The organism is Mesocryomonas lacus (genome assembly GCF_055730135.2).
Window position 1 is genome coordinate 12,165 of the sequence record NZ_JBUZWE020000021.1, and the last position, 20,651, is coordinate 32,815.

General features: G+C 61.3%; 16 protein-coding genes and 3 pseudogenes. 9 read left to right on the plus strand and 10 right to left on the minus strand.

The window, feature by feature from the left end; translation table 11 throughout:
• The first annotated feature begins 114 nt into the window (after positions 1 to 114).
• On the plus strand, positions 115 to 522 hold the full coding sequence (gloA, locus tag ACZLZY_RS23665; RefSeq protein ID WP_472936443.1) for a lactoylglutathione lyase: 408 nt from the start codon (positions 115 to 117) through the stop codon (positions 520 to 522).
• 44 nt (positions 523 to 566) lie between these two features.
• On the opposite strand, the gene ACZLZY_RS23670 is transcribed toward gloA, so the two are convergent.
• The 4 genes from ACZLZY_RS23670 to ACZLZY_RS23685 form a co-directional block, all read right to left on the minus strand.
• Positions 567 to 1,553, minus strand: coding sequence for an ABC transporter permease (locus tag ACZLZY_RS23670; RefSeq protein ID WP_472936444.1), 987 nt, complete (start codon positions 1,551 to 1,553; stop codon positions 567 to 569).
• Positions 1,550 to 3,073, minus strand: coding sequence for a sugar ABC transporter ATP-binding protein (locus ACZLZY_RS23675; protein WP_472936470.1), 1,524 nt, complete (start codon positions 3,071 to 3,073; stop codon positions 1,550 to 1,552). The genes ACZLZY_RS23670 and ACZLZY_RS23675 overlap by 4 nt, the downstream gene beginning before the upstream one ends.
• Before the next feature lie 5 nt (positions 3,074 to 3,078).
• Positions 3,079 to 4,116: an ABC transporter permease gene (locus ACZLZY_RS23680; protein ID WP_472936445.1), complete on the minus strand. Its 1,038-nt coding sequence runs from the start codon at positions 4,114 to 4,116 to the stop codon at positions 3,079 to 3,081.
• Positions 4,117 to 4,289: 173 nt separating this feature from the next.
• Entirely contained in the window at positions 4,290 to 5,366 is a 1,077-nt protein-coding gene (locus tag ACZLZY_RS23685; RefSeq protein ID WP_472936446.1) for a sugar ABC transporter substrate-binding protein, read from the minus strand.
• 476 nt (positions 5,367 to 5,842) lie between these two features.
• On the opposite strand from ACZLZY_RS23685, the pseudogene ACZLZY_RS23690 reads away from it, so the two are divergent.
• Positions 5,843 to 6,475, plus strand: a pseudogene (locus ACZLZY_RS23690) (alpha/beta fold hydrolase); the annotation flags it as partial.
• Positions 6,476 to 6,624: 149 nt separating this feature from the next.
• Here ACZLZY_RS23690 and ACZLZY_RS23695 read toward each other — a convergent pair.
• Together ACZLZY_RS23695 and ACZLZY_RS23700 are read right to left on the minus strand one after the other, a co-directional pair.
• Positions 6,625 to 7,044: pseudogene (locus tag ACZLZY_RS23695) on the minus strand (DUF4231 domain-containing protein); the annotation flags it as partial.
• A gap of 201 nt (positions 7,045 to 7,245) precedes the next feature.
• Positions 7,246 to 7,830 carry an alpha/beta hydrolase gene (locus ACZLZY_RS23700; protein WP_472936447.1) on the minus strand — a complete coding sequence of 195 codons (585 nt, stop codon included), beginning with the start codon at positions 7,828 to 7,830 and terminating at the stop codon, positions 7,246 to 7,248.
• A 538-nt stretch (positions 7,831 to 8,368) separates the two neighbouring features.
• Here ACZLZY_RS23700 and ACZLZY_RS23705 point away from each other — a divergent pair.
• The gene (locus ACZLZY_RS23705; RefSeq protein ID WP_472936448.1) at positions 8,369 to 9,688 is read left to right on the plus strand and encodes a TIR domain-containing protein; all 1,320 of its coding nucleotides are present in this window, start codon (positions 8,369 to 8,371) and stop codon (positions 9,686 to 9,688) included.
• An 83-nt stretch (positions 9,689 to 9,771) separates the two neighbouring features.
• Here ACZLZY_RS23705 and ACZLZY_RS23710 read toward each other — a convergent pair whose 3' ends face one another.
• Positions 9,772 to 10,305, minus strand: coding sequence for a hypothetical protein (locus ACZLZY_RS23710; protein ID WP_472936449.1), 534 nt, complete (start codon positions 10,303 to 10,305; stop codon positions 9,772 to 9,774).
• A gap of 257 nt (positions 10,306 to 10,562) precedes the next feature.
• Here ACZLZY_RS23710 and ACZLZY_RS23715 point away from each other — a divergent pair, with 257 nt between their 5' ends.
• Together ACZLZY_RS23715 and ACZLZY_RS23720 are read left to right on the plus strand one after the other, a co-directional pair.
• The gene (locus ACZLZY_RS23715; RefSeq protein WP_472936450.1) at positions 10,563 to 11,258 is read left to right on the plus strand and encodes a DNA-binding protein; all 696 of its coding nucleotides are present in this window, start codon (positions 10,563 to 10,565) and stop codon (positions 11,256 to 11,258) included.
• Between the two features lie 14 nt (positions 11,259 to 11,272).
• Positions 11,273 to 11,856, plus strand: a pseudogene (locus tag ACZLZY_RS23720) (oxidoreductase); the annotation flags it as partial.
• Positions 11,857 to 13,201: 1,345 nt separating this feature from the next.
• Here the strand turns inward: ACZLZY_RS23720 and ACZLZY_RS23725 are convergent.
• From ACZLZY_RS23725 to ACZLZY_RS23735, 3 genes are all read right to left on the minus strand, one after another.
• Positions 13,202 to 15,025, minus strand: coding sequence for a recombinase family protein (locus ACZLZY_RS23725; protein WP_472936451.1), 1,824 nt, complete (start codon positions 15,023 to 15,025; stop codon positions 13,202 to 13,204).
• Positions 15,015 to 15,434 (minus strand): hypothetical protein, encoded by a 420-nt coding sequence (locus tag ACZLZY_RS23730; RefSeq protein ID WP_472936452.1) that lies wholly within the window; start codon positions 15,432 to 15,434, stop codon positions 15,015 to 15,017. Before ACZLZY_RS23730 ends, ACZLZY_RS23725 begins: the two co-directional genes overlap by 11 nt.
• A gap of 325 nt (positions 15,435 to 15,759) precedes the next feature.
• Positions 15,760 to 16,083, minus strand: a complete 324-nt coding sequence (locus ACZLZY_RS23735) for a hypothetical protein (RefSeq protein ID WP_472936453.1) — start codon at positions 16,081 to 16,083, stop codon at positions 15,760 to 15,762.
• Between the two features lie 662 nt (positions 16,084 to 16,745).
• Between ACZLZY_RS23735 and ACZLZY_RS23740 the strand changes: the two genes are divergently transcribed.
• The 4 genes from ACZLZY_RS23740 to ACZLZY_RS23755 all read left to right on the plus strand — a co-directional run bounded on the left by ACZLZY_RS23740 (position 16,746) and on the right by ACZLZY_RS23755 (position 20,440).
• A complete protein-coding gene (locus ACZLZY_RS23740; RefSeq protein ID WP_472936454.1) occupies positions 16,746 to 17,759 on the plus strand; it encodes a hypothetical protein in 1,014 nt (337 codons plus the stop codon).
• 283 nt (positions 17,760 to 18,042) lie between these two features.
• Positions 18,043 to 18,336 carry a hypothetical protein gene (locus ACZLZY_RS23745; protein WP_472936455.1) on the plus strand — a complete coding sequence of 98 codons (294 nt, stop codon included), beginning with the start codon at positions 18,043 to 18,045 and terminating at the stop codon, positions 18,334 to 18,336.
• 353 nt (positions 18,337 to 18,689) lie between these two features.
• Positions 18,690 to 19,964 carry a hypothetical protein gene (locus ACZLZY_RS23750; protein ID WP_472936456.1) on the plus strand — a complete coding sequence of 425 codons (1,275 nt, stop codon included), beginning with the start codon at positions 18,690 to 18,692 and terminating at the stop codon, positions 19,962 to 19,964.
• 278 nt (positions 19,965 to 20,242) lie between these two features.
• Positions 20,243 to 20,440: a hypothetical protein gene (locus ACZLZY_RS23755; protein WP_472936457.1), complete on the plus strand. Its 198-nt coding sequence runs from the start codon at positions 20,243 to 20,245 to the stop codon at positions 20,438 to 20,440.
• The last annotated feature ends 211 nt before the right edge of the window (positions 20,441 to 20,651 follow it).

Consider the following 20,651-nt stretch of genomic DNA (forward strand, 5'->3'; position numbering starts at 1 on the left):
CCTGCCAACCGCGAAGAATGAGCATCCGGAGCGGAGCCGTTCCCTTCGCGAGCGCAAAGCCGGGAACTGCCCGAGTCTGCCTGTCGTCACCGCATCCCTAGAGGAGGAAACACCATGTCCGATGCCGGCTTCCGCATGATGCACACGATGATCCGTGTGCAAGACCTCGATACCTCGATCCAATTCTACACCGAACTGCTCGGCATGAAGCTCCTGCGCCGGGACGACTATCCGGAAGGCAAGTTCACCAATGCCTTCGTGGGCTACGGACCGGAGGAAACCGACACGGTGGTCGAACTCACCTACAACTACGACCAGGCCAGCCCATACGAGATGGGCACGGGCTTCGGCCACCTCGCACTCGGCGTCAACGATATCTACGCGGTATGCGACGCTCTCACCGCCCGCGGTGCCAAGATTCCGCGCCCGCCCGGTCCGATGAAGCACGGCACCACCCACATCGCTTTCATCGAGGATCCCGACGGCTACAAGATCGAGCTGATCGGTCTCGACACGATGTGAGGCATGCCCGGCACCGCACCGTCTTCGGACGGTGCGGTGCCGACTCATTTGATGATGGCGATCTTGCTGCGGTCGATGGTGATCGCCACCGCCGTGATCAGCACCGCGCCGAAGACGATATTCTCGGCGAAGATGTTCACGCCGGCAAATGTCATGCCGATCCGCACGATCGAGATGATCAATGCTCCGACGACCGTCCGCCCGACGCCGCCGAGCCCGCCGGTGATCGCGGTTCCCCCGACGATGACCGCGGCGATGGCTGGCAGCAGCATCTGGTTGGCGAGCGTCGGCGAACCGCTGGACAAGCGCGAGGCTAGGATCGCTCCTGCGACACCGGCAAGAAGACCCGAGATCGCGAAGGCAGTGATCTTAGTGCGCTGGACGTTGATGCCCGCCGCCCGCGCCGCCGGCTCACCGGCGCCGACCGCGGCGCTGTAGCGGCCGAAGCGGGTGTATCGCATTACCCATATACCGGCGATGCCGATCACCACCGCGATCATCACCACGTTGGGTATCCCGAAGCTCGATGCGTTGACCCAGGCGGTCTTCAGGCGACCGGCTTCTTCGATGGTGATCGCCCTGCCGTTGGCGGCAAGCAACGCGAGCCCCGCGACGACGCCGCCGGTGGCGAGTGTCGCGACGAAGGAAGGCACGCGCAGTCGTACGTGGACGACACCGCTGACAATACCGAAGATCAGCCCTGTCAGCACCGCTGCTGGGAAACCCCAGAGGCCGATATACGGAAGCGATTGCGCCAGCACGACGCTGGCGAGCGAAGCCAGTGCCTGGATCGACAGATCGATGCCGCCGATCATGATGACGAAGGTGACGCCGGTGGCGAGGATGAACAGTACAGCCGTGTCCGACAGGATCACCCTCAGTGTGTCGAGCGTCATGAAGCCGGGGGCGGCGATCTCGACGACCAGGATCAGCGCCACCAGCACGGCCGGCGGGGCGATGTTGCGCAACGTGTTCGCGTCGATACGGCGGCGGGGGCGCTCGGCCGGAATGCGGTCAGCCATGTCGGTCATACCATTTCTCGCAGGATGTCGACCTGGGCGGGCTTGCCGCCGGGTGGTGCGTCGAAACGGCCGGTGATCTCGCCGTCGCGCATCGCCAGCACGCGGTGCGACAGCCCGATCGTCTCCTCCAGCGTGTCCGAGATCAGGATGATGCCGACGCCCTGCTCGCAGAGGTCTCGGACGAGTTCGTAGACCTCCTCCTTGGCGCCGACGTCGAGGCCGCGGGTCGGATGGTCGAGGATCAGGATCCGCGAGCCAGCCGTCATCCAGCGCGCCAGCACCACCTTCTGCTGGTTGCCGCCGCTGAGGTTGCGGCAGGGCGCATCCGGTCCCGGCGCCTTGATGCGCAAGCGCTTGATCCAGTCGTCGGCCAACGCCCGCTCACGGCCGTGGTCGATCATGCCCCCGCGCATCGCGACCGAAAGATTGGCAAGCGTGATGTTGACTGCAACCGACAGGAACATCACCAGACCCTCGACCCGCCGCTCGCGAGGAATGGTACCGATGCCGAGCTTCACGGCCTGCTCCGGCGTGTCGAGCCGCACACGGGTGCCACGGATCGTCAGCGCACCTCCGTCATGCGGTAGGAAGCCGCCGACCGAGCGTGTCACTTCCTCGCGGCCGGAACCGACCACGCCGGCAATGCCAAGCACCTCGCCGGCATGTAGCTGGAGACTGACACCGTGGAAGGCGTCTCCGAGGCAAAGCCCATCGGCCTCCAGAACCACTTCGGCGGCCGGCGGCTTCTGCCGTGCCTCCTTGTAGTATTCAGAGTGCAGGCCGCGACCGACCATGGCCTCGTGCAGTTCGGGCACGGACACGGCGTCCGCCTGCCGCTCGGCGACGACGGCTCCGTCCTTCATGACATAGACCCGATCGCTAACCTCCAGCACCTCGTCTAGCCGGTGCGAGACGAAGACGAAGCTCGCCCGCTCCCGCAGCGCCTGGACGCGGGCGAACAGGATCTCGATGTCGGCCCGGCCGAGCACGGATGTCGACTCGTCCAGCAGGATCACCAGCGGCCTGTTCGTGCTCTCCTCCAGCGTCAGCGCCTTTGCCAGCTCCACCATCTGGCGGGCGGCGAAGCTCAGCTCGGAGGTGCGCCCAGCGACGTCGATTTCGACGCCGATCTTTGCGAGCTGACGTCGGGCAGCTGCTCGCATCGCCGACCAGTTGACTAGGCCCAAGCGGGTGAACTGGCTCTCCTGGCCGAGATAGATGTTCTCGGCAACCGAGAGGTTGAGCAGCAGCGATTGTTCCTGGAACACCATGCCGATGCCGTGTCGGCCGGCATCAAAGGCGTTCTTCAGCTTCAGCGGCGCACCGTCGAGCGTCAACGTGCCGAGGTCCGGCCGGTGCGTGCCGGCAAGGATGCGCATCAGGGTCGACTTGCCGGCACCGTTCTCGCCGATGAGACCGACCACTTCCCCGGCCCTGATCTCGATCGAGACGTCCTTGAGGGCCGGGATGCCGGCGAAGGATTTGCCAATGTTGTGGGCGGCGAGGATTGTCTGGTTGGACGCGTGCATAGCGGTCACTTCACGATCTGCTGACGGACGCGGTCGAGCGATAGCGCGACGGCGGCGATGATCATCAAGCCCTGCACGGTCTGCTGGACGTACGGGGAGACCCCGAGCAGCACCATGCCGTTTGCGAGGACCGTGACGATGAGGACGCCAACGAGGGTGTTGACGACCCCGCCCTCGCCACCGGTCAGCGCGGTACCGCCGACCACCACGGCGGTGACCGCGGTGAACAGCCGGCCGTCGCCGATCACGGCGTTGGACTGGCCGAACTGGGCGGCGGCGAGCACGCCGGCGACACCGTAGAACAGCCCGGCGACGGTAAAGGTGGCGATACGGACGCGTCGCGGATCGACGCCGGAAAGCTCGGCCACGTCCTCGCCGCCGCCAAGCGCCATGATGTGACGGCCGAGGCGCGTATGATATTGAATCACGATCGCGACGGCAAAGGCGGCGAGCGCCACCCAGACGCTGAGCGGAAAGCCGGCAAAGCGCGACAGCGCCAGCGAGCGGAGGTTCATGTCGGAAAGGCGCACAGCCGAACCGCCCAGCATGAAGACCGCGATGCCGAGGCCGATGAACCAGGTGCCCAGCGTCGTCATGAAGGACGGGATGCGCAGGGTGGTCTGCACGACACCGCTGCCGAAGCCCATGACACCGGCGGCGCCGATGGCTGCCAGAGCGGCTAGCCAGCCGTAGTCGTTTGCATTGGCGTCGTTGCCTGCGAGCAGCACCAGGGTCATCGCGGCGATCGCGACGGCGCCCTCGACCGAAAGGTCGATGGAGCCCATCAGGATGACGAAGGTGGTGCCCATCGCCAGCGTCAGCGGCACCGCGGCGGAATTTGCAATGCGTACGAGATTGCGCGGCTCGATGAAGTTCGGATTGGCGATCGCGAGCAGAATGCACAGGCCTATCAGCACGAGGAGTGGCGCGAGACTTCTCAGCAGGCGGGCACGCGACGACTTCATTCCTGAGAGGCGAGCGAGTTCCGCTCGCTCACCGGGGCTCGCACGTGTCGCGGCAATCGGACCTGTCTGGATGCTCACGCGGCGATACTCCGGGAAATCACAGCTGCCTGGACGAGCGGCGTGGCTCGCAGCGGACCAATGCTGGAATAGAGGCTTGGGGAGTCGTTCGACGACCCGTCGGCCGTGACGCTTCACGTGCCGCCGGTGAAACGTCGGCGGCACGCGCTACGCGGCAGATTGGAATCCGGCGATCAGACTCGGATCTGGCCGGTCACCCGGCCCCAGAGGTCGTTCCAGTCGAGCGTCGGCTTCGCATCGACATTCGTCTTGTAGTAGTCCTCGACGTTTTCTTTCGAGATCAGCAGGGCCTTGCCGTAGAATTCGCGGTGCTCCGGCGGCTCCTTGGACGGGTCGAATGTTCCCATCGCGGCGTGGTAGCCAAGCGAGAGCCCCATTCCGCCCTGCCAATAGGGGTCGGATGTCACGGTGCATGCGAATTCGCCGCTCCGCACCGCATCCACCGCCGCCTTGATGCCGTCGACGCCCACTACAGGCACCTTGCCGGCGAGACCTTCGGCGCGCAGCGCCTCGAGCACGCCGGTGCCCATGTCGTCGTTCGCCGCCCAGATGCCCTTGATGTCGTCGCCGAAGCGGGTGAGCAGGCCCGAGGTGATGTCAAATGCTTCGGTCGATTTCCAGTTGGCGACCTGGAAGTCGAGCAGCTTGATGTTCGGGTTGGCGGCCAGCGCCTTGTCGAGGCCCTTCTTGCGCTCGATCGCCGCTGTGTTCGATACGGCGCCGCCCAGCGCCACGATGCCGCCCGATCCGCCGATCGCCTTGAACAGTATTTCGGCAATGTTGCTGCCGCTTTCCATGCCGTCGAACTCGATATGGGCGATGTAGTAGGGGTTGAAGTCGACGGGATGCAGGTCGCCCGGCTTGTTCCACTGCGTGACGACGTAGGCGCCAGCCTTGGTGCAGGCCTCGACGATCGGCCGGGCATCCGGCGTGTCGTTAGGATCGGAGTTCAGCACCATCTTGCCGCCGGTACGGGCGAGCAAAGCGCGGATGTCGGCGATGCCCTTCTCGCTGTTGCCCTCAGACACCAGCGTGACGTGCTCGCAGCCGACGGAGGCGGCGAAGGCCTCGGCGCCCTGCTTCCAGATAGCGTGATACGGATTCGACAGCGAGCGGATCGAGGTGACCAGCGTCGGCTTCTCGCCGGCAGCGAAGACGCGGCCTGGCAGGCCCATCACCATCAGGCCGGCCGTGCCGGCGAGGAAGCCTCGGCGGCTGATGTTCATGGCATTGAAGTCGGTGTTCCTCATGTCGATCGTCTCTCCCGGATCCCTGCCCGTCGGCGCTGCGTGTCTGCGCTCCGTTAAGGCATGTCGACGGCAAGTCGTATGACAACCGTTCAACCCGTCAACCGTATATCCGGGTTTTGGAGATTGCAAGCTGTTGAAGTGCCTGGGAAAGGAGGACGATCAACCTGGAAATAATGCAGAGCGAAAGAACCATGGCGGCGGCTTGAAGAAGTGTCGATCTCTCAAGATAAAGCCAGCACAGGTTTCTTTATTGATTACGGACCGATTGGTCCGATGTATCCGGACATTGAACGCCCTTATAGACCCCTACGATTTCAACCATATTCAGTAAAGGACGAAGCCAGATTGCCGAATACGGTATTCTAGCATTGATCCTTGTATTGCATTGATTGACGGACGTATGCTCGAAATCAAGGTCGTAACATATAAATCCAGACAGGCAGCTCGTATCTGGTATTGTTAACGCAGAGGTTCCAATGAACATCTCACATATCAATGCACCAACACGTCATATTGACGCTGCTGGAATAACCTTTGCGTATCGACGGTTTGGTCACGGTAACGATGTGCCAATTGTCCTGCTTCCCCATTTTAGGGCCGGCATGGATCATTGGGACCCGCTCTTGACGGACGGACTGGCCAAGGGACGTGAAGTCATTCTGGTGGACAATGCGGGCGTGGCTGGTTCTACCGGAACGACACCGGATACATTCGAAGCCATGGCCGCCTATTTGGCGGCGTTTCTTTCCGCACTGTCGCTCATCAAGGTGGACGTTCTTGGTTTCTCAATCGGCGGCTACGTCGCCCAAGCGCTTGTGCTGCAATCCCCAGCGCTTGTTCGCAAGCTGATCCTTGTCGGAACCGCACCACGTGGGGGCGTATCCACCAGCGACCCGCTCGTACCTGTTCACGCAGGAAACAAGACCCCGGTACTGGATGATTTCCTGTATCTGTTCTTCGGACATTCCCCAGCCGGAGAGGCTGCCGGAAGAGCCTTTTGGCAACGTCGCCATCTGCGTGAAATCGATGTGGATCCTCCGAGTTCCGAGCAAACGATGATGGCGCAGCGGGCGGCAATTGCAGAATGGCGGATTGAACCGACAGGCGGGTTCGCCGACATCGAGACAATAAAGCAACCAACGCTGGTGGTGAATGGCCGTAAAGAGGAAGCATCGGACTCCGACTTTCGATCCGCTTGGCTGGCGACCTTGCTCGCCACCAGCATGTCGGGCTCGGGCACGAGGCCTTCCCACTGCTCGTGCACCCAGAACGAGATATCCGAGACACGTTGCGCGAGCAGCCGGTCCGGCGCAGCCTCGATGCCGTATGCTCCGAGCTTGAAATCGAACGCTGCCTTTTCCCGCTCCAGTTCACGCTGGGCGCGCCGGTAGAGCGCCCAGAGACGTTGCGGTTTGCGGATCTGGAGCCAGGCCGTCAGGATCGCCGCCAACACCGAGAGGGTCGCCGGCACCACCTTTCCGAAGAACCAGCCCTCCGCCAACGTGACGAAAAGCGGCGAAGCCAGCGTGGAACATATGATGGCGACGAACGTGATCTGAGCTTCGGCCTTGTTGTAATCGGATTTCTCTCTCATCCCCGTCCGGGTCGCGGCATAGAAGGCTTCCGGATCTTCGAAGCTGTCCGGGCGGATAGTCTTGTCGCGGCGAAGGAATGGCATCGTAGTCCGTTCGGTCGGGTGCGTTTCGGCTCTCGGGATAGCTACGATCGGAACCAGCTGTCGTAAGCCGGCAGGCTAGCAGATCGGACCGCATGGACAACCGGCGGCACTCGAAATGCTTCATGGAGACAGAAGGCGGCTTGTCTGCATGAGGAAGGGGCCGACCGGAGCGACGCTTCTCCGACCGGCCGCAGGCAGTTTTCAGACCTCGAGGAAATTCAGAAGATCCGCGTTCATCTGGGCCGAAGCCGTGACGCACATCCCATGCGGAGCGCCCGAGTAGACCTTCAGCGTCCCTTTCGGAACGAGCCTGATCGCCTTTTCGGAAGCGATCTGGATCGGAACGATCTGGTCGGCGTCGCCATGCATGATCAGGGTCGGAATCGTCATCTTCGCAAGGTCGGCGGTGAAGTCCGTCTCGGAGAAAGCCTTGATGCATTCGTACTGTCCGTACGCGCTGCCAAGCATCGATTGTGCCCAGAAGGAGTCGACGACGCCCTGAGATGGCTTCGCATCGGGTTCGTTATAGCCGAAGAAGGGCATCGCGAAGTCCCGGTAGAGCTGCGGACGGTCGGCGGCAAGGCCCGCACGGATGCCGTCGAAGACACCGATCGGAGCATCGTCCGGATTGGTATCGGTCATCAGCATGTGCGGCATGACGGCCGATATGAGGACTGCCTTGGAGACGATCACGGTGAAGCTAGGTGATTTACTATTGCTTGACGTGGCCGCCGCGGCAGCGGCGTCCACTACCTTCAGATCAATGCCATGGATATCCTCACGCATGCCGAACGCTCATCGGTTGGACGCGACCAATCCATCACCAGTCCCGATGAGAGGCATCTTATCTGATATGCGTGGATCGGACCGTCAGACCGTTCGACGGATTTTGCCAAGGTTCCGCGTGACGGATGACGGGATTGCGAATGGGTAGATCGAAACGTTGGTCGGAAGTCATGCAGGCGCGGTTTCCTGCCGGCACCTTCGACAGGATCGCAGCTCTCCTATCAGTGGAGGAGGACAGAACGGATTTCGTCCGCACTGCGGTGGAGGGCGAGTTGAAGAAGCGCAGGCGGCTTCTGGCAATGCGGAGAAGGGTGCCCGGAAGCATTCGACCTGACTAGGTCATATGTATCCTCCGGGAGACGTCCACCATGCCGCCGTGAATCGAACGGAAAGGACCTGCCACCATCGTATTCCCAAAGGAAGATCGATGGCCTGACCGTGAGGCTGGACACCGGGGTGGATTTTGCCGATGTCAAAGGAGACCGTCGCCATCCCCCGACAGCTATTCCCGCAACTTCGGCATCATAGGCCCGTCCGCATGTACAATTTGCTGGTTTCGTCATCCGAAGGCGACTGGGGAGGCCGGCCGTTCGTTTTGCCGAGAAGCCGGTTTCTGGAATTCACCTTACCTGAATACAGCGACCGTTTCGGTCAGCTCGACGACGAAGCCATCGGGGAGCTGACCGGCATGCCAGCTCTCTTCGCCTATGAGACCTCGGTCGGAAGCCCAGCCCAGGTCGGGCGTATCACCGCCATCAAGGTGAAGGACGGCGAAATCCGGATACGGTATGAAATCGACCCGAATTTCCCCCCACTTGGCGATGCGATGGCGGATTTCGCATGGGATTTGGACATCGATGGACGAGAGTTCGATCGCAGCCATTGGGCCGTGAAGACAGCCGATCTGCTGTCGGTTGTACGGGAACTGATGCCTCCGGACGCGATGGCTGCGCAGGCGCGGTCTCCCGAATTCTCCAGAGGACTGCTTCTCGACGCATGCGACATGTTGCAGGTTCTCCAGCATGGGGGCCTGGACCGTTTTCTGCTCGAGCTAGGCGATCAGGATATCGACGCCGGCCGAGAGAATGGAGGTCTCCTCGCACGATCGAATGCCATCGCGGCCTATGTCGTGGCCAATCCGGGCGCACTATCCGCTTCAGGCCTGACGGTCGCCGAGATGGTGGTGCGCCAAGCTGCGAAGCTGGATCCGGGATACCCTGATCGCGGTCTCTTCAACGGCAACGAGAACACCCGGAAATCCTGCTGGAGCTCGTTGGCAAAGGAGGGTTACGAACTGGAAGATGGCGAATTGAAATCCGTCGGCGCGATTTCTCCCCATCCGAAGCAGGCTACTCCCGCCCCCATTACACTTGTGAAATCTTCGACGGAGCCCCCCATCGTGAAGCGTGACGGCCCATCCAGGATCTTCCTCGTGCATGGCCGCGACAGCGGTGCCAAGAATCACGTGGCGCGCTTCATCGAGAAGCTCGGTCTGGAAGCCGTGGTCCTGCACGAACGGCCCAGCGGCGGCCGGACGCTGATCAGCAAGTTTCGCGACGAGTCCGAGGACGTCGAGTTTGCGGTGGTACTCATAACGCCGGATGACGAGGGCGGTATCCGCGGGAGCGGGGAGAAAGCGCCGAGGGGTCGTCAGAACGTCATCTTCGAGCTCGGATACTTCATCGGAAAGTTCGGCCCGGAGAAGGTCTGTGCGCTGATCGCGGGCGAGATCGAGAAGCCGTCGGATTTTGGTGCCGTCGTCTATATCGGCTATGGGGAGCATACCGGCTGGCGGATGGAGCTGATGAGTGAATCTCGTGCCGCTGGCATCAAGTTCGATCCGTCGAAGGCGCTCTGACATCTCGCTGCGCCTCCGAGCCGGAGATCCAGGTCCTCGGACCGCCGGAAGACATGCTTCTCGATCAAGTCGATGCTTCGTTTTCAATCTCGCGGATTTCTTTCGCGTCGCAGCCAGTCATCCGACCTCCCTGCCTTCCGCCAGATCCTCCGCTGGCGAAGGCTTCTGATCGAAAGTTTCGCCTGATCACGTGCCTTCTCGTGTATGCGGTATCCTGCTTCGGAAAAACCGACCCCGAACCGCGCATCCCGTATGCCCGCGTCAAAAAACGCGGCTTTTCCAAAATGGCCGGCCGCGGCGAGTATCATCCGGGCGCCGAAGCCTTGCCCCCTGTGTTCGGGATCGATCCAGGCCCCCATGTCCACGTAGTAGCCGACATTCACCTCGCCATGACGCAGGAGTATCAACGGGCGCATCCCGTTGCTTGCGACGATCTCATATCCAGGCGCGGGCTCGCACAGGGGCGCGCCGACCGCGTCGCAGGCGAGCCATGCTTCGATCACATCGTCATCGTCGTCGATCCCGAAGGCGGGTGAAATGAACGCGTTTTTCATGATGCGGTCGAACGCGGGTGAGAGAAGAAAGGCGGTTCCTTCCCTAGTCGTCTTGCTGTCCATGTTCATTTTCCTACCCTGAAAGACTGCCACTGGGATCTGCAGCGGATCGATGCCGTCGGGGCAGTTCTTCTTCGCATGTGTGTTCAGGCGAAACGAAGTGCAAGTGGAGTAACAAGACGAAGCAGCGTGGACGGACTGCCCCCTCTCGTCCGCCGAATCCAAGTGCGGAACGGAAAAGTCATATACCCACATCATACTGCGATCAGCTGTTTGCCATTCACCGTACCCTGGTACGGTACAGTCGCGGGGTCTGGATAGTGTCAAGGAAGAAGGCCACCCTCGAAGCGGTCAGGAACGCTTCGATTTCGATACTTCGCGAAGGCGAAAACCTTTCGGTAAAAGGCGTACTTGCGCGGACCGAAGGATCGAAGGGCACGGTAAGCAGGTATCTGCGAGAGATCCGAGAGGAGATGGCGACCTTCTCGGCGACGGGCATGGACCTTCCGCCGGCGCTGAGGGAGACGCTCGTCGCGTTCGAGCGGACGGTATGGAAGGACGCACGCACGGCGGCCGGCGAAAGCTTTGCGGTGGAGCGCGACAGACTCCACCGCTTTCTCGAGGACGGCGAGCGCAATCTCGGTACACTCCTCGAAGTGAACGAGGATCTACGGGAGACCCTCGCCGCGGCAAGCAACGGGTTAGATGCGCAGTCGAGCCTCCTGGCACAGCGGGAGCGGGAACTAGTCAAGGCGAAGAAGACTATCGACGGGTTGCGGGCACAACTCGCGGATGCAGCTGGTGGTCCCAGTGCGACAGAGAAGATCATGAAGGAGCTGGCGGAAATTCACAGCCGGCTGAAGCCCGGCATCGACCGCGAGATCAAGCGGCCGGTCGATGAAGACGAAGATCCAGTCGATGACGACGAGAATCTGGCCGACGCGATGCTGAGGACGGATAGGGGAGCAGCCGTCCTCGCCCCGGTCAATGCATCAGCTGCCAGACGGCGTTCCTGATCGGAGACAGCTTCGCACCCGCCGGCATCCCTGGCTTGGCGCATGCCGCCTACTACCGGCGCCGGGTCGAAGGCGGCGTAGGTTTGATCCTATCGGAGGGCACGGTGGTCGACCGGCCCGCGTTCCGCAATGATCCGGCCGTTGCGTTTCGCCGCCTTTGCCCGCGCCGCCAGCGACGCGAAGCGCCTAGGCTTCGATACCATCGAACTGCACGGTGCGCACGGCTAACTGTTCGACCAGTTCTTCTGGGCTGCCACCAACCGGCGGACTGATCGCTACGGCGGCGGCATGATCGGCGAGCGCTCGCGATTTGCCTGGGAGGTCGTGGCGGCGGTCCGGGCGAGCGTCGGCCCCGATTTCCCGATCATCCTGCGTCTCTGTCGGCCTTACGGAAGACTTCATGGGTGCATTCGGCGACGAGAGCTCGACTGCGGCCGGGCTTGAAGGGCTTTTGGAGTGGATGGAGCGCGACGAATTCGACCTGGTCGCCGTCGACCGCGCCCTGATCAGCGATCCGGCTTGGGTCGAGAAGGTCAGGTTGGGTGACTTCGCAGGGCTGAGGGGCTTCGACGCCGCCGCGCTTGCCGAACTGGTGTGAGTGACGGGTCGTTTCCATCGTGGCGGACAAGCTCGACCGTCACCCGAAACAGGCCGCTACCCAGTCTCCTCGAGGAGCCTGGATCAGATCGCTGCCCTCACATCGATCGGCCCTGACCCGGGCTGGACTCTCCCCTCGACAGGAGCGACCGACAATTTCTACGCAATGCGACCAAGATCTCTCCGCATGTCGGAGTCCCGACAACCTTCCCATCCCGTGCCATTTCTCGAAAAGGCACGGTCAGCGTCTAAACAGGAACCTGACGGCCTTTTGGATGCGCCTCAACGTGAGCCCGATCGGGCGGCCGAACCGCAAACATCCACACTCAATTAACCAAGTCGTCGCATGATTCTTGAATTACCAGCGACGCCAGCCATTTAATTTAGCGAACACAAAAATTGTCCTCGCACAAAGGGTCGAGATGGTCGCAGGAAATACAGCATACTCGATCCCGCCTACAACCTTCCTCATTGACGTCTGACGCCAGTCGGATCCGGTTCTGATCCGCACCACGAGGACCATGACTGCCGTATTGGCTCCGGGCATTCGACCGTCGGAGACGACGCGCTCAGCCCCAGCCATCGGAATAAAGTTCGGTTCCCACCATCGGGCCACCCTCGAAGCTTTCCAGCGATCGACCGATGCGTATCTTGGGCAGGCGAGATAGGTACTCGCAACGTCGCGTCACTCGAAATATTGCCTGGCAGAAGCAGCGCGTCGCCTCGGCATCCCTGTGAGAAGGGCGGAGCCTAGCCGGTCCGCGTCTCCCCGGATCCACGAGTTGAGTGACGGGCGATCATACCAGACGCAAACCGTCAGTCGTCGCGATGCCGCCCGGTGGATGCCTTCCAGGAATGGCGCCGGTTATCTTCCATTCCATCCGAGCGCAGCGCACCACGCTGGTCCTCTGCCGCCGGATACCCGTTCGACCTCCCGGAATACACTGAAAAAGGAGACCTGATGATTCAAAGGTCCGTAGACGGTCCGACATCGAAGATCAGGACTGAGCCAACATCGGCAACCGGAAACCGGATGGTCGCACCGGACATGATGTCGTGCCTGATGGACGTGGCTCTGGCGCTTGCACGATGCATGGCGGACGATGACCATCGGAAACGGGTGGCGAACATGGAAAGGGAAGCGGGCGAGTTGCCGACCGCCAGGAAACTGTCGGCAAGGCCGCCCTTGCGGCGCATCCGACGCTGAAGGCGGTCGGCAGGAAGAAGTGCGGCAGCCGGTCCGAAAGATCTGTGCTGCCCTTCCCGCCCGCCTTGAAACGACGACGCCGCCGCCTTGTGAAAGGCGGCGGCGTTTCTTATTGCGCGGTCTCTGACTTCGCTTGGCCTCAGTTCACGGCTACCTGCGCCATTTCCTGCCGCCTCCTGCGCCCCCGCCTCAGACGTGGCACGACCTCGTCGAATTGCACCAGGCCCAGGACCGAGACCCGGAGGACGTCGTTTTCGACGACGACCCGTACCTCGTCTACGAGCGCGGAGAGCGTGGTAGCCGCCTCGGAACTTACCGCGGCGCCCTCCCCGCCATCGAGCACGGCCCGGATGTCGGCGAAGCCGCAACGTATCCGGTCGATCGCGGCGACATCCGACGCGATCGCGAGCGCCTTGCCGGTAAGCCGCTGAAGGACGGCATCGGCGGTCGCCTCCTCGGCGGCCAGCGTCTTCAGGTCCTCCTTCACCCATTCGGCCGGCAGGATGCCCTCGCGGGCATTGAGGCGGACGTTCCGGATCTGGGTCCTGATCACCGCAAGACGCTGGGAGGCGGCCTCGATGTCATCCCGGAAGCTTGCTGCGCGTGCCTCCGAGCGACGCTCGTATTCGCGAGCGGCGTATTCGTCGAGCGAACCATCTGCCAGCAAGGTTTCGATGCGTCGCAGGATCAGCTTCTCGATCGTGCGACGCGGGTAGGTGGAGACATCCTTGCAGATGCCGTTGAGGTCTGCCACCGAGCACTTCATGTAGGTCGATCCGACGCAACGCATCGTCGCCCCGCAGCTGCTGCATTTGCATCTGCCACGAAGGAAGGTGCTGGGGCCACGAACGGCCTCTTCGTCCAGACGATTGGAGAAAAGCGACTGCAACGCGATGAACTCCTGTTCCGAGAAAATGGCCGTATCGTCCACTCTTGCAGCGACGGTCCATTTCGAGATTGCCAGTTTTTCCGAGACCATCTTGCCCGTATGGGGGCTCGTGCCCCAGAGAGCCTTGTTGTAGACGATCCTTCCGACAGTGACCGGGGATCGAAGGATCCCCGGGTTGCGGATCGAACCGATGAGGTTCTGTCGGCTCCAGAGTGCCCCTGCCCTCGTGCGATAGCCGCGCCCGTTGAAATCGCGGAGGACCGACTGGACGTTCCGCTTGCCTTCCAGGAGCTCCTTGGCGGCCGCCCTTATGAAGGCGACCTCCGATTCCACTTTGACCAGTCCGCCACGCAACAGGGGATTCTTGCGGTAGCCGTATGGCGGCCGGCTGGTGTTCCTGCCGGAAAGCGCTAGATCTTTCAGCGCCTGGGCGGTGGAGATCCTGATGTACAGGACACCCTGTTCGGCAGCGAGGGCCTGAGCCATCGCGGTCGCCTTGGGCATGAGCCCGACACCGACCACATAGATGCCTACCCCTAGTTCGTAGAGCCATTCGATGAGCGGGATCGTCAGCCCCGCCGTCCGGCCTATCCTGGAGATGTCCGCGACGATGATCGCCTCGATCCACCCCCGCTCGACATCGAAGATGAGACGTTTTACCCCCGGGCGATCCTCGATCGACACTCCGCTCACGTTGTCGTCCATGTAGGTTTCGACAACGACGAGGCCATGACGTGGTGCGTCAGTGATACAGACGGCGACCTGTTGTTGGGAGGATCTGGAGTTTGCCCCGTTCTTGGATGGGGCGCTCATCCTCCCATAGGCGCCTGCCTTCAGGAACCTGTCGCCCTCGGCGACCGCACCACGACTTTGGGCGCGGTACGGCAGAATAGGTTTGACCCGTGTCTGCCTGTTCTGGTCACCGCCATCCGCGCCACGGGTCGCCAGGCGCTGCTCCTCCTCCAATTCTGAGGCTGCCCTGTTGGCGATCTCCTTTGCCGCCTGGAGGGAGGCGGCGCCGGGGTAGAGGTAGTCTATGGGTCTCGGCTTCGCCGGTTCCTGCTCAGTTTCCATCATTGCTCCTCTTCAAATCGGAGACGATCGCCGGCGCGGTGCCGGCTCCGCCATCGAGGTATCGGGCGACGACTTCGAACCCGAACGAACTCATGTCGATGAGGGCGAACGCGTCCCCGTTCGCCGAAAGGCGGCTGAAGCGACCGTAGCGACCGGCGCGAACCATCTTCGTCGCCGCCGGCCGTCGCGCGCTCTTTTCCTGACCTGAGGGACGGTTTCCGGCGTACTGCTCCCCGACGGGGCAATAACGACGCTGCCAGTATGGCTTGGTGGCTGGATTGGTCGTCCAGGGAGTCTTATTAGCCTCTATTTCCATGATCTGATATTCGCGCATCAGAGCGCCGTGTGCGTGCAGCAAGGAGAAGCTTCTATTGTTCCAACTTGCTCCAAGGTCTATCAGATCGATCACTGTACGAAGACCATCTTCCCGCAGAGCTCTCAGAAGGTAGGCGATAGGCGGGCGTCGCATCGCGATGCGCTCGTAGACACTTCTCCGTGGACGGTCCCATCGGATGAGGGTCGCCGAGCCGTCCTTCAGACGCCTCGATCTCGAGGCGAAGGGAGAGGTTGCAGGAGCTGGCGGCACCGGTATCTGCCAGCGGGCGGTCGGATTCGTCCACGGGAAGGGCTCCTTGAAATAGTAGATACCGAGGGGCGGCCAACGCCGCCCCTCCCGTATCGGAGTCGTTGCGACATGCGCGTTCATGTAGATTCCTCTTCTGCTGTTGGATGTTTCAGGAGAACTTGCGGAAGAGGCGGAGTTTTGCCGCTCTCGCATCGAACTTCCTCTTGCGTGCGGACGCACGCTTGGCATGACGAGTCTCGGCAGCATGACCGGGCACGAGCTCGCCGGGCATGCGGTCGGGCTCGGCCGTGCCGTCGTGACGGCAGATCATGGGCGCCGGCAGGCGAAGTCTCCTGCACAGATCACGGGCTTCGCTGACGCCGTAGATAAGCGGCAGGAATTCGATCCAGGTCGCATCATCGGACGACATGCCGTCCTTCGGCATCTCGTCCTGGGCCGTGCAGCACGGCCTCCTGTTGTTGTTCGTCCCCATATCGTCTTCTCCTTCACATTAAGTCGAAGCGTGGATCGGGGTATTCGAGACTGAGAGGCCTGCCCTCACGCGTCATCGACATGTATTACCTGGATACACGCATCATCCTTCGGCTCATTGCCGATGAATGCCAAGTGTATCAATGGTCCTGATTTATCAAGACGGCCATACGACAGGGCGGCATCCGACCGAATACGTAATTCTTGCAATTCTATGCTTGGAAAAATCCTTCAGTGACATTTTTTCCAAGAACTTTCTCGTGGGTGCTGAAGGATTTCCCCTTGGCTGAAAAGAGCGACATTCAAAGGAAAAAACCGGCTCTGAAACCGTCCTTTACTTTGAGGGAATCGACTCGCCCGCATAAGTATTTTGCTGTAAGAATATCCCTTCTTGAGACGGAATTTGGTCTTTGTTTTCTGAGGTTCAAGAAGTAGAAATGGCTCATGGTTAATCAAAGGTTAAAATTCAGGATCCCACGTGAACGATCGTTAAAATGGGATCCCGAAAAATAGCTGTATCCGTTTTACAGCAGGGGTTACCGGATTTTTTCTCATATGCGTTTGAAAACGCAATTAACCCCAGATTCACGTCGTCAGGCTTCGCTTCCCGATTCCCCGAGCGGACTATTGACTCTGCACGTATGTAAAACCAACTATAGTTTCATGAGCAAAAATCTAACAAGACATAAGAGCGAAGCAAGACTCCGGGCGGTGAGGCGGTGGCGGGGGTTCGCATCGGCACCGAAGGCTGCCAAGGCTTTTGGATGGCCGGTAGGGACCTACTGTCTCAAGGAATCGGGAATCGGCAATCTTTCGGTCGAGCAAGCGCGGCTCTACGCGCATGGCTTCGGCGTTTCCGACAGGTTCCTTCTGACCGGCCATCCGGTCACCGAACACGACCGTGAAGCCATGGCCTTCATCGGTGCGGGAGCCCGCTCGGTGAACCGTCAGACGACCGAAAGCATAGCTCGCGCTGCGAAGGCGCTCGAGACCGTCCGCATCGCCCGTGGCTTCCCGTCGATACTCGAGGCGGCGCGCCATTTCGGTTTCCGCTACACGACCTACCACTCACACGAATTCGGAAGGTCGGCCATCAATCCGCGGACCGCTGCAGTCTACGCCTTCGCGTTCGGCGTCCCTGCGGCGACGTTCGACGCTTCACTGGGGGGCTGTGATCTACCGCCAGGAGCACTGTCCTCGCAGAAAGCGCGCACTCCCGCCGAAGTCACGGCCTACAGGAGCGCCACCAGCAACGTTCCCACGGTCCGCGATGCCAGCGTTGACGTTCGACTCTTCGAGGATCCAGGTCTGCTGTACGACGCGTTGAACGGAGAAGTGCCCCCGGTCGGCACCAAACAGATGACCGTCGCGGTGCCGGCACTACGACTGGAAGCGGCCGGACTTACCGCGCTGGACTACGTCTGCTTCCGTCCGGTAACAGCCGGCGGGGCGGTCGAGGTGGTCGTATGCCTGAAGGAAGACAAGGTCGAAGGCGACCTCTTACTGACGGTCTCGGAACAAGGGTTCGAGCTTCGGACGACCCTGTCCGCGGAGCCGTCCGGGAAACGCGGCTCAAGGAGGAGGAGCAAGGCTTTCCACCTCCCTGTCGTTTCGCTCAGCATGGATCGGAGGCTAGCTGCCAGGATGCCGGTAGAGCGGCTTTTCGGTCAGAAGTGATCTACGTCTGCGCTTCCGATGACCACTGAAATCGCACCAGGCTCGGCATCCATTCGTGTCTGACTGGCCGATGCGGAGAATCGCACCGTCCGGGCTGCGACAAGTATAGAATCAACGCCTCGCGCAAAGGATTTTCCGTGGCCCCGAAAAGTGGCTTCGGAAATTCCTTCAGGCCGGCAGCGGCCGGCTACGTTTTTGACCGAAATGAGCCTCATCACTTCCTCGTGTATCCAACATTTGGCTGTCGTCGGCAGCCGAAACGTTCGCATCTTGGATGCTTTAGTTGGCTGACGGCGTCTATGTCGATATCAGACGACGCCGTACGGCCGTGTCCGGGCCGCCGAACTACGGGCGCATCAAACCGCTCGATAGAGGCAAGGAGCATGCCGGCGTGACAACCTGCGCCGGTCAAGAAACCTCCGCGTGGAAGAGTCGACCGGTAACCGCCGCTGCAGAGGCCGACATACCGACGTCGAATACCACTTCGGCGGAAAGCGGCCGCAAGGCGGATGTCCACCCCGTCGACGTCCTACGCACGACCGCGGACCTCGGACGCAAAAGCATCTCCCGGTCGTGAAGGGGTATCCGCCCATGCGGACGACCTGCACCGCCAAAACCCCGATGCGCAGGTCTGCCTCGGCAAGTCCGACCAGAAGACAATTACGTTCCTACATGATGCGCGCGAAGGTGAGCTTGCGGTCGACTGCCGATCAGGCGCACAGCCTTCGTTCCGAAACGGATGTCTTCGACTCAGGGTGAGGCTGCGGGTGTCCGACGATCTCGCGGACCTGTCCCTGGAACCGCAGCCCGGTAGATCCCGTAGCACCATGCGCCGTCCTACTGACTGGCGTTCGGACGATGGTATAGAGAAGTCGGCACATCAGGGCTGGTCAGCAGGTCGCCCTTCGCCACGCCAGGCCGAAAAGCTCCATGATCGCAGAGATACCCACCGCCGCCGAGTTCCACGCCGCAGGCGCGAACCAGCTCCATCTCGCATGGCAGATATCCATGCATGCCGTCCAGGAGTTCGACGAACTTCAGGAGACGTTCGACGACGGCGCCGAACGCGACGATGCCGCCTGCGAATATTGGGTCCGATCCCAGCCCGCATTGGCGAACGCCTTCGGGCTCGTCCAGCAGGCGATGGAGATGGCCTTGAAGGGTCGGATCGCCGCCATCTCGCCTTTCCTGCTCATCTCGCGGGACCCCAAGGACTGGCCGAAGGGCTCCGACGTCAGAAACGTGCCTTTCAGCGACTTCCGGACGCTCGATGCGGCCGATCTGGTCAGGGTGCATAATACCTTCGCCCGGGTGCCGCTTGATGATCGGTTCCGGGTCTTCTGGGATGGAGTCCGGCGTGAGCGGAACCAGCTGATGCACTCGCTGGCGCCCCGCTCGTTCGAACCGTCGCAGCTGGTTCGCAGCATCCTGACCGCCGCCGAGGCGCTCTTCGGGGAGACCCCATGGGCTCAGCGCCTCTTCGAAATGCAGGAGGCAGGGAAATACGCGGCGTATGGACTTACCGACGACGCACAGAACGTCGTCATGAGCCAGGTCGACAGCGCGATGAGTCACCTTCTGCCGGCCGAGCGCAGACGTTTCTTCGGGTTCGATACTACACGAAGGAGCTATGTCTGCCCGGTCTGCCATCGTCGTGCCGATCGGGACTGGCAGACGGAGTTTCCCACGCTGGCCCAACTCACCACGAAGGCCAAGGGCGCAACCCGCCTTCATTGCATCATCTGCGACGAGGATTCCGAAGTGGAGCGATCCGGATGCATCAACTCGAGATGCAAGGGCGACGTCATCTTCGAGGGTACATGCCTCACATGCTTGCGGGACCAGGATTCTCCCTACGAATTTCCATCAGGCCTGACGATCGATGACCGGTACGAGACGCACACGCACGGTTTTTCATTCGAAAGACCCGGACTCACCACCAGTGACACGGGCACCTTCAAGGACGACGCGGCGGCGATCGAGCATGCGCGAAGGGCGATGATGGCGCCGCATCTGCAGGTATGGTCGAAGACGACCGTCCATGCGAGGTCTGACGAAACGTTCCCGCTCTCGGACCGGGATCCGACGCTCGGCCATTGGCTGAGAGAGATCTCGGGACTTGTCTGGCATGATCATCCGAACTGGCCGTCAGATGACGGTGGGGCCCACACCGTACCAGGCACGCGGAAAGGTCGAGACGTGTAGGACGCGTGCCGGGAACGTTGGTGAACTTCGGATCGATCGACCAGATCGCGTGCTCCGGTGTCGAGACGACTCGAAACCAACTTGCCGATCGGCGAACCGCGAACGGCGAACGGCGAACGGGGTCTCGCCTCCCCTTCTCCGCCCGACACAGCGATACGCTCCGGCAGGAATCATTCCGACGTATCGCCATCCGTTATCCACAACGATAATTTTTGTGTTCGATAAATTATTATGCGAACACATTAATTGATGATAGGCTCCGGTCGAAAGGAGTCGTCATGACCAAAGTCAAGAAGTACCCCACAGCCGGACGTCCGCGCAACAAGCCCGAGGACACGACGAGGCAACTTGCCATAAGGATGAAGAATACTGATGTAGAATTTCTTCGAGAGCTGGCGGCTGCCGAGGGAAAGTCGCTTTCATCTTATATCGCGGACACGATGTCGGTACATATTCAGAACGAGATCTCGAACTAGAGGGTGCAGGACGTCCTGTGGAAGATCGGACGGATGCTGCATCGTGAGGCCAAGGCGGGCTCGACGAGGGCATGCCCGGATGCTTATCCTCGGCTTCTTATGCGACGAAGCATCGCCCGGGCCACTTCGGCCCCGGTGACGCGTCTCTATTAAAGTCGACCAAGCGCTTGGTCACATCGCGGTCTGGGAGATCATCTCCACCGCCTCCGCC